This is a genomic window from Streptomyces sp. NPDC043726, from assembly GCF_056436565.1.
On record NZ_JBWKCI010000008.1, the window covers coordinates 341,707 to 354,289 of the forward strand.

9 protein-coding genes and 1 tRNA gene are annotated in these 12,583 nt (G+C 73.0%); 6 read left to right on the top strand and 4 right to left on the bottom strand.

Translation table 11 applies throughout. From position 1 onward, the window contains the following. Positions 1 to 96: 96 nt before the first annotated feature. Positions 97 to 1,083, top strand: a complete 987-nt coding sequence (locus AC068Z_RS24755) for an aldo/keto reductase (protein WP_478559457.1) — start codon at positions 97 to 99, stop codon at positions 1,081 to 1,083. Next, positions 1,080 to 3,305 (top strand): helix-hairpin-helix domain-containing protein, encoded by a 2,226-nt coding sequence (locus AC068Z_RS24760; protein ID WP_478559460.1) that lies wholly within the window; start codon positions 1,080 to 1,082, stop codon positions 3,303 to 3,305. Before AC068Z_RS24755 ends, AC068Z_RS24760 begins: the two co-directional genes overlap by 4 nt. 80 nt (positions 3,306 to 3,385) lie before the next feature. Here the strand turns inward: AC068Z_RS24760 and AC068Z_RS24765 are convergent, their stop codons facing one another. Further along, complete coding sequence (locus tag AC068Z_RS24765) at positions 3,386 to 4,060, bottom strand: hypothetical protein (RefSeq protein WP_478559463.1); 675 nt, start codon at positions 4,058 to 4,060, stop codon at positions 3,386 to 3,388. A 47-nt stretch (positions 4,061 to 4,107) separates the two neighbouring features. Here AC068Z_RS24765 and AC068Z_RS24770 point away from each other — a divergent pair, with 47 nt between their 5' ends. Further along, positions 4,108 to 4,296 carry a DUF5703 family protein gene (locus AC068Z_RS24770; RefSeq protein ID WP_005485166.1) on the top strand — a complete coding sequence of 63 codons (189 nt, stop codon included), beginning with the start codon at positions 4,108 to 4,110 and terminating at the stop codon, positions 4,294 to 4,296. Between the two features lie 65 nt (positions 4,297 to 4,361). Here AC068Z_RS24770 and AC068Z_RS24775 read toward each other — a convergent pair whose 3' ends face one another. The 3 genes from AC068Z_RS24775 to AC068Z_RS24785 all read right to left on the bottom strand — a co-directional run bounded on the left by AC068Z_RS24775 (position 4,362) and on the right by AC068Z_RS24785 (position 7,118). Then, positions 4,362 to 5,261, bottom strand: coding sequence for a chaplin (locus AC068Z_RS24775; protein WP_478559466.1), 900 nt, complete (start codon positions 5,259 to 5,261; stop codon positions 4,362 to 4,364). 130 nt (positions 5,262 to 5,391) lie between these two features. Then, positions 5,392 to 5,625 (bottom strand): chaplin ChpH, encoded by a 234-nt coding sequence (gene chpH, locus AC068Z_RS24780; RefSeq protein ID WP_478559469.1) that lies wholly within the window; start codon positions 5,623 to 5,625, stop codon positions 5,392 to 5,394. 167 nt (positions 5,626 to 5,792) lie between these two features. Continuing rightward, positions 5,793 to 7,118 (bottom strand): M20/M25/M40 family metallo-hydrolase, encoded by a 1,326-nt coding sequence (locus AC068Z_RS24785; RefSeq protein ID WP_478559472.1) that lies wholly within the window; start codon positions 7,116 to 7,118, stop codon positions 5,793 to 5,795. 188 nt (positions 7,119 to 7,306) lie between these two features. Between AC068Z_RS24785 and AC068Z_RS24790 the strand changes: the two genes are divergently transcribed. From AC068Z_RS24790 to AC068Z_RS24800, 3 genes are all read left to right on the top strand, one after another. Then, positions 7,307 to 7,394: transfer RNA gene (locus AC068Z_RS24790), tRNA-Leu, on the top strand. Between the two features lie 179 nt (positions 7,395 to 7,573). Beyond that, the gene (locus AC068Z_RS24795) at positions 7,574 to 8,434 is read left to right on the top strand and encodes an alpha/beta hydrolase (protein ID WP_478559475.1); all 861 of its coding nucleotides are present in this window, start codon (positions 7,574 to 7,576) and stop codon (positions 8,432 to 8,434) included. 249 nt (positions 8,435 to 8,683) lie between these two features. Continuing rightward, the gene (locus tag AC068Z_RS24800; RefSeq protein ID WP_478559478.1) at positions 8,684 to 12,535 is read left to right on the top strand and encodes a Pls/PosA family non-ribosomal peptide synthetase; all 3,852 of its coding nucleotides are present in this window, start codon (positions 8,684 to 8,686) and stop codon (positions 12,533 to 12,535) included. The last annotated feature ends 48 nt before the right edge of the window (positions 12,536 to 12,583 follow it).

The window sequence follows — 12,583 nt, forward strand, 5'->3', positions numbered from 1 at the left end:
TCTCCCGGGTGCGGCCCGGGGCTGTTTTCGTTGAGCGGCAAACTGGTTATCCACAGGCACCCACGCGGCAGGTTCTGGCCAGTAATCTCGGCGTCCATGGAGCAGAGGCATCTCGGCCGCACCGGCCTTCGTGTGTCCCGTATCGGACTCGGCACCCTCACCTGGGGCAGGGACACCGACGAGCACGACGCCGCGGACCTCTTGAAGACGTTCTGGGAGGCCGGGGGCACGCTCGTCGACACGGCGGACGTGTACGGCGACGGGGAGGCCGAATATCTGCTCGGACAGCTCATAGAAGGCCTGGTGCCGCGCCGGGAGCTGGTCATCTCGACCAAGGCCGGCAGCGTGCCGGACCCGGACCGCCGGTTCGACGGCTCCCGCGGACATCTGCTCGCCGCGCTGGACGCCTCGCTGGCCCGGCTCGGCACGGACTACGTCGACCTGTGGCACATCCACGCCTTCGACCCCGACACCCCGCTGGAGGAGACCCTCCAGGCCCTCGACATCGCGGTCAGCAGCGGCCGCGCGCGGTACGCGGGCGTCTCCAACTTCTGCGGCTGGCAGCTCGCCAAGGCCGCGACCTGGCAGCTGGCGGCGCCGGGCACACGGACCCGGCTGGCCAGTACGCAGCTGGAGTACTCCCTGCTGCAGCGGGGCGTGGAGCGCGAGGTGCTGCCAGCCGCGCTGGATCTCGGCATCGGGCTGCTGCCCTCCTCGCCGCTCGGCCGCGGGGTGCTCACCGCCAAGTACCGGGGCGCCGCGCCGCCGCCCGACTCCCGGGGCGCCTCGGAGCACTTGGCGCCCTTCGTCGCGCCCTACCTCGACGACACCGCGAGCCGGATCGTGGACGCGGTGCGGACCGCGGCGGACGGACTCGCGGTGACCCCGCTCCAGGTGGCCCTCGCCTGGGTCCGGGACCGCCCCGGAGTGAGCGCGCCGATCGTCGGCGCGCGCAACGCGCAGCAGCTCACGGCGGCATTGTCAGTGGAGGCCCTTAGTCTTCCTGACGAGATCTGCCGGGCGCTCGACGATGTGTCGGCGCCCGTGCACCGCTATCCCGATCACGACTGGAGCACGCTGTGAGCACGGAGCCCGAGACCACGCCGGAGGACGGGGAGTCGGTGGCGGAGGGGGGCCGGACCGAGCCCGAGGGCACCGCCGACACCACCACGAGCGGCGAGGCCGCGGCGAACGGCCCGGGGGCGGCCGAGGATGGTGCGGGTGCCGAGGACGGCGCGGGGGCGGCCGAGGGCGGTGCGGGTGCCGAGGGCGGTGCGGGTGGCGGGGCCGCCGAGGGTGCCGCTCAGCCGTCCGAGGCCGAGGCCGAGTTGGCCGCGCAGCGGGTCGAGCGGGAGCGGATCGCGCGGCGCAAGGCGGAGAAGGCGGGGCCCATCGAGGCCGGGGCCAAGCTCAGCGGGACGGCCGCGGATCTGCTGGCGGCGGTGCGGGCCGTCGAGGGCGGCGCGAAGCCCGCGGCCACCGTCTTCGCCGAGCCCGAGCCCGAGCGCCGGCGGCCGGCCCCGGAACCGGCACGGCGGACGCAGCCGGTGGTGGCCGGAACACCTGCGGCACCCGCGGCCGAGGCCGTGGCGGGCGCGCGGCAGGTGCTGGCCGAGGGAGGCGCCCCGGACACGCTCGCGGCGCAGGTCGCGGCCGTGCTCGGGGAGGGCGCGGACGAACAGTTGCGGACGGACCCCTGGCAGTTGCTGCGGGTCTCCGGGGTACGGCCCGAGCAGGCCGACGGGTTCGCGCGGGCGCTGCTCGGCGCGGAGTGCGGACCGGACGACGAGCGGCGGGGACGGGCGCTGACCGTCTGGCTGCTGGAACAGGCGGCCGTGGCGGGGCACACGGCACTGGAGCTGCCGGCCCTCACCGCGGCGCTGGCCCGCCAGGGGGTGCCCCACGCCGACACCGCCGTACAGAACACCCTCGCCGAGGGCGAGGCGCTGGCCTTCCAGGACGCCCTCGACGAGGCTCCGGCGACGGCGGCGGACGACGGGGAGGGCGAGGAGGAGCGACCGGTCCGGGTGCTGGTCGGACTGGAGCGGTACGCCCTCGCCGAGGAGAGCCTCGCCGACGGTCTCGGCCGGTTGATCAACTCCGTTCCCAAGCAGGACGGTTCGACGCAGGCCTGGGAGGAGGCCGCCGCCGCTGCCGGAGGCTCCGCGGGCGAGCTGATCCGCGCGGTCGCCGGTCACGCCCTGGTCCTGCACACCGGCGGAACGGCATCGCTCGCCGAACCGGCGGCCCTGCTCCGCGCGGCACACGCCATGGGCCTGCGCGCCTGGGCCGCCGCTCACAGTCCCCTGGGCCGGGGGCGGTTCGGGGCACTGCTGGAGGAGGGCGGGCCCGGTGTCGCCACCCTGGCCGGACTGCTCGCCGGGGCCGAGGGGCCCGGGCGGGACGCCGAGGGGGCGCTGGATCTCGACCTGCTCGTCGTGCTCGACGCCCCTCAGCTGGACGTCGAGGCGGCCGCGCTGGTCGCGGAGTCGTTGCCGGACGGGGCCCGGCTGGTGCTGGCCGGGGACCCGGGAGTGCTGTGGTCCGTTGGTCCGGGGCGGGTGTTCGCGGATCTGCTGGCCGCGCGGGTGTGTCCGCAGGTCGCCTCGCGGCGGCCCGATCCCGGTCCGCTCGGTGAGCTGGTCTCGGGCATCGGCATCGGCGAGCTGAACCAGGTCGAGGCGCCCGGCAAGGAGGTCGTGATCGTGCCGGTCCGGGACGCCGGTGAGGCCGTGCACCGGACCGTGCAGCTCGTCGCCGACTCCGTGCCGCGGGCCATCGGGGTGCCGCCGGAGGACACCCAGGTGATCACTCCGGGCCACGGCGGTGCGGCCGGCACCCGCGCGCTGAACGTCGCGCTCAAGGAGCGGCTCAACCCCGGCCCCGGCCGCTTCGGCGGCTTCGACCCCGGTGACCGGATCGCCTACACCCCCGCACCGGGACGTACGCTGCCGGGCCGCGTGGTGAAGGCCGACGCCGACGGGCTGCACCTGTCCTGCGCCGGCGAGGACGTCGTCGTACCGAAGGAGCGGGTGGAGCAGTCCGTACGGCACGGCTGGGCACTCACCGCGCACCAGGCGGCGGGCGGTCAGTGGCCCGCGGTCGTGGTCGTCCTGCCCGGCGACGCGGCACAGGCGCTCAGCCGCCCCTGGGTCTACACGGCGTTCGGCCGGGCGGAGCGGCACCTGTCCGTGGTCCACGGCGTCGAGCAGGCCCTCCCCCGCGCCGTCGCCGAGGTGCAGGCCAAGCCTCGCACGACCCGGCTCTCGGCACTGATCAGCCCACAGCCGGGCCGGCCCGTCTGAGGGCGCCGGTCAGCGTCGGCACAGAACGGCGGCGGTCACGCAACATTCCGTGACCGCCGCCGTTCCCGCTTCGGCCGGCGCTAGCGTTCCGCGTCCAGCGGCTCCAGGTCCTCGTCGTCCTCCAGCTCCGCATCGAGGTCGTCGTCCGCCTCGTCGTCGAACACCGCGCTGACGTCGAAGCGGCAGACCACCGTCTGCGGGTCGACCTGCTCGAACGGCGCCTCCAGCCAGTCACCGGGGTCGGCCGGTTCGTCGGCGGCGGTCACCCACAGCGTGGAGTCGCCCTCCTCCAGACCGAACTCCTTGTGCCGGGAGGCGATCTCGTCCGGTTCGAACTCGCCGAAGAGGATGCCCAGTGCTCCGTGGACCGTGCCGGAGGCCTCCGAGTCCGCGTCCGCGTCGTAGTCCGCCGCCTCGACCCGCTGCGCCTGCGCCAGCAGCCGCTGCTGCTCCACCACGGTGTAGTCGCGGCGGATCAGCACGCTGAGCGCGTTCGGCTCCTCCGGCCCGGTGTACGGGGGCAGTCCGTCGTCCGTGCCGGGGATCTCGAAGGGCGTGACCTCGTCGTAGCGGTCGTACAGCAGCTCGTCGTACGCCTCCGCGGCCGTGGCCAGCTGGTTGAACGCCTCGTAGACGGCCGGGTCGTCCTCACCCGACCTGCGTTCGACCGCGGCGAGATGGCGGTCGAGCGCGGTCTTGACCGCCTCGGCGGCGGCGCGTACCTCGGCAGCGGTGGGCTGCGCAGCATCAGACATAGTGCAGACGCTATCCGTACCAAGCCCCAGCCCGCACAATAGATGCGATGCCGGAATACGAATTTGTCGACGTGTACGTACCGCGCGGGGTTTCCCGCAAGGACGCCACACGTCTGCTGACCGACCATGCCGAGTACGGACACTGGGAGTTGGACCGCCTGAGCCTGCTGCGCGACGGAAGCCGCAGGGTGCGGCTGCGCCGGAGGATCATCCGCCAGGTGCGCGCCACGTGGTGAGAGCGGACGGAGACGGAGCGGGCCCCGCCTGAAGGGCGGGGCCCGCTCCGTTGTGCGCGGGGGTTTCAGGCCGAGGCCCGCGCCTTGCGGTACAGCACGGCGCCCGCCAGCAGCGCGCCCGCGCCCATGGGGAGGGCGTAGCCGAGCGGCAGTTCGCTGCCCGTGGCCGCGAGTCGGCCACTTCCCTGGGGCTGGGCGACGGATCCGGCTCCCGGCAGGCCGACCTGCGGGGAACCGTCCGGCGTCACGGTGCCCGAGGCGGGCGGGGTGCCGGGGGTGGTGCCAGGTGTGCCGCTGGGTGCGGTGGGGCTGGTGGGGCTCCCGTGGCGCGGGGGCTCATCGGGGTTGCCTGGATTGCCCGGGTTGTCCGGGTTGCCGGGGTTGCCGGGACCGTTCGGGTTGCCAGGGTTCTCCTGCCCGCCCCCGGGCGGCTGGTGGACGCCACCGGGACCACCCGGTCCACCGGGTCCGCCCGGCCCTCCGGGTACACCCGGTCCGCCGGAGCCGCCCCCGTTCGCACAGTCGTTGCCCGTGACGCCGTTGCCGATGCCGATGACATTGACGCTGTTGCCGCAGACATTGACCGGCGCGTGGACCGGCACCTCGACATGGTTGCCGGAGCCCACTCCGGGCGAGTGCGAGGCGTGCCCCCCGGAGTGCGCGCCCCCGGAGCCTCCGTGGCCGCCGGAGTCGCCGTACCCCCCGTGCGAGGACGGGCCGCCCCCGTGGTTGACGCACGTGTTGCCGACCGCCGGGTTCAGGACCCCGACGACGTCGACCGTGTTGCCGCAGGCGTTGACCGGTGCGTGCACCGGTGCCTGGACCGTGTTGCCCGAGAGCACTCCCGGCGAGTGCGAGCCGGAACCGCTCGCGCCCGAGTCGGCCTGGGCGGTCCCTCCCGCGGCGGCGATCACGCCGGTCGCGGCCGCCACGGTCATCAGGCCCTTGCGGGTGACCTGTCGCATTGCTGAATTCCTGCCTTCCCCCTCGTGACCCACGCGAAAAGACCGGTCGGTCCCGGAGCGCATGGCACGCGCTCCGGGACCGACGGTGTCGAACGAAACCCCTAAAGGCCGAAACCTCAGAAAGGCAGCGTCACTTGTTCACGCAGGTGTTGCCGAAGGCGGGGTTCAGCAGCCCGATCACGGAGATCGTGTTGCCGCACACGTTCACCGGGACGTGCACGGGAACCTGAATGACGTTGCCGGACAGGACACCCGGGGAGTGCACGGCGGCACCCTGGGCGCCGGAGTCGGCGACGGCCATGCCCGCACCCGCGAGAACCAGACCACCGGTGGCAGCCGCAGCGGCGACGATCTTCTTGATCATTATTCCTCCTTGTTGGCAATGCGATCCCAGGTAGCGGATCGCATCACCAGTAACGAGGAGGGAGTAATGGAGCTACGAGCTTATCGTCGCATTCACTCTTCTCAGTCAATTCCGCACAGGCGGGCGATTGTTGAAGTTTCGTTTCAGTGGGCCAATTCAGGACGGCGTCAGGACGCGTCCAGGAATCGGTCGAGCACCCGCACACCGAACTTGAGACCGTCCACCGGCACCCGTTCGTCGACGCCGTGGAACATGCCCGCGAAGTCCAGCTCGGGCGGCAGCCGCAACGGCGCGAAGCCGAAGCAGCGGATGCCGAGGTCGTCGAAGGACTTGGCGTCGGTGCCGCCGGAGAGCATGTACGGCACGGCCCGCGCGATCGGGTCCTCGGCGCTCAGCGCGCTCTGCATGGCGTCGACGAGCTTTCCGTCGAAGTCGGTCTCCAGGGCCTTGTCGGCGTGCACGTCCTCCCGCCTCACCCGCGGTCCGAGCAGCCGGTCGAGGTCGGCGAGGAACTCCTCCTCGTGGCCGGGCAGGAAGCGCCCGTCGACGTGGGCGGTGGCCTGGCCGGGGATGACGTTGACCTTGTAGCCGGCACCGAGCATGGTGGGCGCGGCCGAGTTGCGCAGGGTCGCGCCGACCATCTTGGCGATGCCGCCGAGCTTGGCGAGCGTCTCGTCCATGTTCTCGGGGTCGAGTTCGGTGCCGAGCGCGTCGGAGAGCTCGTCGAGGAAGGACCGTACGGTCTTCGTCACGCGCACCGGCCAGGTGTGCCGTCCGAGCCGGCCGACGGCCTCGCACAGCTCGGTGATGGCGTTGTCGTCGTTGGTCATCGAGCCGTGGCCCGCGGTGCCGTCCACGGTGAGCCGCATCCAGTGCATGCCCTTCTGGGCGGTCTCCACCAGGTACAGGCGCAGCTTCTCGTTGACGGTGAAGGAGAACCCGCCGACCTCGCCGATCGCCTCGGTGACGCCCTCGAAGAGCTCGGGGTGCTTCTGGACCAGGTACTTGGCGCCGTAGGTGCCGCCCGCCTCCTCGTCGGCGAGGAAGGCGAGCACGATGTCGCGCGGCGGCTTGCGGCCGCTGCGCAGCCGGTCGCGCACGACGGCCAGCGTCATCGCGTCCATGTCCTTCATGTCGACGGCCCCCCGCCCCCACACACAGCCGTCCGCGATCTCGCCGGAGAACGGGTGGTGGGTCCAGTCGGCGGCGTTGGCCGGGACCACGTCGGTGTGGCCGTGGATGAGGAGCGCGGGCCGCGAGGGGTCCTCGCCCGCGATCCGGGCCACCGTGGAGGCGCGCCCCTTGTGCGACTCGATGATCCGCGGTTCCAGGCCCACCTCGGCGAGCTTCTCGGCCACGTACTCGGCGGCCTTGCGCTCTCCCGGGCCCGAGTGGTCGCCGTAGTTGCTGGTGTCGATCTGGATCAGCTCGCGGCAGAGGTCCACGACCTCGTCCTCGCCGGTGACGCTCCTGGTCGTGTCCGTCCCGCTCACGCTGGTTCCTCCCACTGTCACTGCTGGTGGTCCCCCTCATCCTCCTCCCGCGGGCGGCCCGCGCCCAAGACCGCCCCCCGGCCGGTCACACGCCGTTCACGCGGGGACGGGGGGTGATCGGCCACCCTCGAAAGCCTGGTAATGTTTTCTCTGTCGCCGCGAGGGAAACCCCGCGCGACGGACACCTTGTCCGGGTGGCGGAATGGCAGACGCGCTAGCTTGAGGTGCTAGTGCCCTTTATCGGGCGTGGGGGTTCAAGTCCCCCCTCGGACACCAGCTGTTACAGCATCGAGTGCCGGCCGGGAGCGATCCCGGTCGGCACTTCGCGTTTGCCCGTCTCGGCTCTTCCGGCCGTGCGCTCGGGGGCAGGCGGGTGTGCGCTGCGGGTCAACTCGGTCCCGGCGGCCCGTCCTACGGTCCCGGGAGCAGCCCCGTCGACGAGCAGGAGCACGCCCATGTCATCGCCCGACTCCACCTCCTACGCCCGCGATCTCGAACGGATCGAGCGGGCCAACGCCACCGGTCGCACCCCCGCCGTGTTCGTGCACGGGCTGTGGCTGCTGCCCACCAGCTGGGACCGCTGGGCGACCGTCTTCGAGGAGGCCGGGTTCGCCCCGGTCACCCCCGGCTGGCCCGACGACCCGGCGACCGTCGAGGAGGCCCAGGCGCATCCCGAGGTGTTCGCGGGCAAGAGCGTCGGACAGGTCGCCGACCACTTCTGCGACCTGATCGGCAAGCTGGAGCGCAAGCCGGTCGTCGTCGGGCATTCCTTCGGCGGTCTGATCACCCAGATCATCGCCGGGCGCGAGCTGTCCCGGGCGTCCGTCGCCATCGACCCGGCGCCGTTCCGCGGAGTGCTGCCGCTGCCGCTGTCCTCGCTGCGCGCGGCGCGGCCGGTCCTCGGCAACCCGGCCAACTTCCACCGGGCGGTGCCGTTGACGTTCGAGCAGTTCCGCTACTCGTTCGCCAACGCGGTGACCGAGGAGGAGGCGCGCGAGCTGTACGACACCTTCGCCGTCCCGGCGCCGGGCGAGCCGCTGTTCCAGGCGGCCGTGGCCAACCTCAACCCGTGGACCGAGGTGAAGGTCGACACCACCGCGAAGGGCCGGGGCCCGCTGCTGATCATCTCCGGCGAGAAGGACAACACGGTCCCGTGGGCCATCGCCAACGCCTCGTACAAGAAGCAGCTGCACAACGAGCACGCGGTGACGGAGATCGTCGAGATGCCGGGCCGGGGGCACGCCCTCACCATCGACAGCGGCTGGCGTGAAGTCGCCGACACCGCCCTGACGTTCATCCGGCGGTTCGCCGAGTAACACGCTGCGCAGTCGTCCTGGCGCTCTGTGTGGGGCATCTCTCCCGCCCCGGCAAAACGCCAGGTCATCGCGGTGCTCATGTCACCCGGACGGCCCGCAAGATCCGTTCCGGGTGGCAGTTCGAAGGGGGCGGACCTAGCGTCGTACTAAAATTTCCGGCTTGTTACGGAGCTGGACCGGACAACCCCAGGCAACCCTGCGGGCCCGCCGGCGCCCCGGAGGCTTCCGGGATCGAGACGCGAGGACCCGATGGCAGCCATACACGAGAGCAGCGCTCTCGGTCTGCTCGACGAAGAGATCCGCGAGCGGTTCGGCGATACGGCACGTTTCTCCGGGGGCCCGGCGGCCTCTCCGCGCACGCTCGTCGACATCCTCGACGCGTCCGTACGGTCGTTCCCCGACGAGCTCGCCCTGGACGACGGCACGACCCGGCTGACCTACCGTGCGCTCGCCGCCGAGGTGGCGCGGGTGCGGCGGCGGCTCGCCGACGCGGGCGTCGGGCTCGGTGACCGGGTGGGCGTGCGGGTGCCCTCCGGGACCAACGATCTGTACGTCGCCGTTCTGGCCGTGCTCGCCGCCGGTGCCGCCTACGTGCCGGTGGACGCGGAGGACCCGGACGAACGGGCCGAGCTGGTGTTCGGCGAGGCGGACGTCCGGGCCGTCGTCGGGGCCGGGCACGAGATCACCGTCCACGGCGACGGGTCCGGGGCCCCGGCGGGGCGGCCCGGAGTCGAGCACGACGCCTGGATCATCTTCACCTCCGGTTCGACCGGCAGGCCCAAGGGCGTCGCCGTCAGCCACGAGAGTGCCGCCGCGTTCGTGGACGCCGAGGCGGCACTGTTCCTCACCGAGGACCCGATCGGGCCCGGTGACCGGGTCATGGCCGGTCTGTCGGTCGCCTTCGACGCGTCCTGCGAGGAGATGTGGCTCGCCTGGCGGTACGGCGCCTGTCTGGTGCCCGTGCCCCGCTCGCAGGTCAGAAGCGGCGCCGATCTGGGGCCGTGGCTGGTCGAGCAGGAGATCACCGTCGTCTCGACCGTGCCCACCCTGGCCGCGCTGTGGGAGCCGGACACCCTCAACGACGTCCGTCTGCTGATCTTCGGTGGTGAGGCCTGCCCGCCGGAGCTGGCGCAGCGGCTGGTGACCGAGGGCCGTGAGGTCTGGAACACCTACGGGCCCACCGAGGCGACCGTCGTGGCCTGTGCCTCCCTGATGTCCGGCGAGGAGCCGATCCGGATCGGGCTGCCGCTCAACGGCTGGGAGCTCGCCGTCGTCGACGAGGCCGGGCAGCCCGTGAAGATGGGCGACAGCGGCCAGCTGGTGATCGGCGGGGTCGGGCTCGCCCGGTACCTGGACGCCGAGAAGGACGCGGAGAAGTACGCGCCCCTCGACTCCCTGGGCTGGGAGCGGGCGTACCGCAGTGGTGACCTGGTCAAGGCGGAGCCGGAGGGGCTGATCTTCCTCGGGCGGGCCGACGAGCAGATCAAGCTCGGCGGGCGGCGGATCGAGCTGGGCGAGGTGGACGCGGCGCTCCAGGCGCTGCCCGGCGTCGCGGGCGCGGCCGCCGCCGTACGGACCGCGCGCAGCGGGAACCAGCTCCTCGTCGGGTACGTCGTCACCCAGGACGGCTGGGACCACGCGGCCGCCGTCGAGAAGCTGCGCGCCGAGCTGCCGGCCGCACTGGTGCCGCTGCTGGCACCGGTGGCGGACCTGCCGACACGCACCTCCGGCAAGGTCGACCGCAACGCGCTCCCCTGGCCGCTGGAGAACCTGGAGACCCCCGAGGCCGAGCAGCTGTACGGCACCGAGGCCTGGCTCGCCGAGCAGTGGACGGAAGTCCTCGGCATCCCGGTGACCAGTGCCTCCGACGACTTCTTCGCGATCGGCGGCAGCAGTCTGGGCGCCGCCCAGCTCACCACGCGGCTGCGCACCCGCTATCCGAGCGCCGCCGTCCTCGACATCTACCAGCAGCCCACGCTGCGCAAGCTCGCCCGGCACCTGGAGCGGTCCGCGCAGGACGACGGCGCCGAGCGGACGATCTCCCCGGTGCCCAGGCGCGCGCAGGCGGTCCAGCTCCTGGTGCTGCTGCCGCTGTTCACCCTGCTCGGGCTGCGCTGGATGGTGCCGCTGGCCGCGGCGGGCAATGTCCTGCCGCTGTCCTGGCTGCCGACCGCCCCTTGGTGGCTCCTCGGCGCCGCGGCGCTGGTGTTCTTCAGCCCGCCGGGGCGGCTCGGGATCGCGGCGGGCGGCGCCCGGCTGCTGCTGCGGGGCGTACGGCCGGGCCGGTACCCGCGCGGGGGCAGCGTCCACCTGCGGCTGTGGACCGCCGAGCGGCTGGCGGAGTTCAGCGGCGCGACCTCGCTGACCGGGTCCTGGCTGGAGCGGTACGCCCGGGCGCTGGGCGCCAAGGTCGGGCAGGACGTCGATCTGCACTCGCTGCCGCCGGTCACCGGCATGCTCAAGCTGGGCCGGGGCGCGGCCGTCGAGTCCGAGGTGGACCTGTCCGGGTACTGGCTGGACGGCGACCGGCTGGAGATCGGCCCGGTCAAGGTGGGCGCGCACGCCGTCGTCGGCACCCGCAGCCTGCTCTTCCCGGGCGCCCGGGTCGGCAAGCGGGCCGAGGTGGCGCCGGGCTCCGCGGTCACCGGGCAGATCCCGACCGGTCAGCGCTGGGCGGGCGCGCCCGCGGTGAAGCTGGGCAAGGCCAAGCGGAACTGGCCGAAGGAACGACCGGTCCGGAGCGCCCTCTGGCGCGGGATGTACGGCGTGAGCGGCCTCGCGCTCAGCGCGCTTCCGGTGCTGTCCGGGGCGGCGGCGCTGGCGGTGGCGTACCCCTTCGTGGACGGCGGCGCGCCCCTCACGGGCGCCGCGCTCGCGCTGGTCCCGGCGACGCTGGCCTTCGGTCTCGGCTACGCGCTGCTGATCCTGATCGCCGTACGGCTGCTCAGCCTCGGCCTCGCCGAGGGCACGTACGCCACGCACAGCCGCGTCGGCTGGCAGGCCTGGACGGTCACGCAGCTCATGGACCGCTCCCGGGAGACGCTGTTCCCGCTGTACGCCGGACTGGTCACCCCGCTGTGGCTGCGGCTGCTCGGGATGCGGATCGGCAGGGGCGCCGAAGTGTCCACCGTGCTGGCGCTGCCCAGTCTGACCACGGTCGGCGAGGGCGCCTTCCTCGCCGACGACACGCTGACCGCGCCGTACGAGCTGGGCGGCGGCTGGGTGCGGATCGGACGCGCGGAGATCGGGCGGCGGGCGTTCCTCGGGAACTCGGGGATGACCGGGCCGGGGCGGAGCGTGCCGGACGACGGTCTGGTCGGGGTGCTCTCGGCGACGCCGAAGAAGGCGAAGAAGGGCACCTCGTACCTGGGCCTGCCGCCGGTGAAGCTGCCGCGCAGCGCGAGCGACGGCGACCGGAGCCGGACGTACGACCCGCCGGCCCGGCTGCTGTGGGCGCGCGGTCTGGTGGAGCTGTGCCGGCTCCTTCCGGTGTTCTGCTCGGCGGCGCTGGCCGCGCTGACGGTGGCGGCGCTGGCCGCGCTGGGCGGCTGGGCCTGGCCGCTGGCCGGAATCGTGCTGCTCACGGCGGGTGGGGTCGCGGGGCTGGTCTCGATCCTCGCCAAGTGGGTACTCGTGGGGCGGCACCGCAGCGGGGAGCACCCGCTGTGGAGCGGGTTCGTGTGGCGCAACGAGCTGGCCGACACCTTCGTCGAGGTGCTTGCCGTGCCGTGGCTGGCCGGATCCGTGCCGGGCACGCCGCTGATGACGGCGTGGCTGCGCGGGCTCGGCGCACGGATCGGCAAGGGCGTGTGGGTCGAGAGCTACTGGCTTCCGGAGACGGATCTGGTGACCCTGGAGGACGCGGCCACGGTGAACCGGGGCTGTGTGCTCCAGACGCACCTCTTCCACGACCGGATCTTGCGGACGGATACTGTGGTCCTCCGTGAGGGCGCGACGCTGGGTCCTGGCGGAATCGTCCTGCCCGGCAGCACGGTCGGGGCCCGCACCACGCTGGGTCCCGCGTCGCTGGTGATGGCCGCTGAGTCCGTTCCCGACGACACGCGCTGGCTGGGCAACCCGATCGAGGCATGGCGGCGTTGACCGCCCGGACGACGTCGGGGGACGGAGCACGTCGTACGAGCGCAGCGC

Excerpts from the sequence above, each read along its gene's own strand:
- AC068Z_RS24795 (WP_478559475.1), top strand. The coding sequence starts at position 7,574 with ATGTCATCGCCCGACTCCACCTCCTACGCCCGCGATCTCGAACGGATC.
- AC068Z_RS24770 (WP_005485166.1), top strand. The coding sequence starts at position 4,108 with ATGCCGGAATACGAATTTGTCGACGTGTACGTACCGCGCGGGGTTTCC.
- AC068Z_RS24765 (WP_478559463.1), bottom strand. The coding sequence starts at position 4,060 with ATGTCTGATGCTGCGCAGCCCACCGCTGCCGAGGTACGCGCCGCCGCC.
- chpH (WP_478559469.1), bottom strand. The coding sequence starts at position 5,625 with ATGATCAAGAAGATCGTCGCCGCTGCGGCTGCCACCGGTGGTCTGGTT.
- AC068Z_RS24800 (WP_478559478.1), top strand. The coding sequence starts at position 8,684 with ATGGCAGCCATACACGAGAGCAGCGCTCTCGGTCTGCTCGACGAAGAG.
- AC068Z_RS24755 (WP_478559457.1), top strand. The coding sequence starts at position 97 with ATGGAGCAGAGGCATCTCGGCCGCACCGGCCTTCGTGTGTCCCGTATC.
- AC068Z_RS24775 (WP_478559466.1), bottom strand. The coding sequence starts at position 5,261 with ATGCGACAGGTCACCCGCAAGGGCCTGATGACCGTGGCGGCCGCGACC.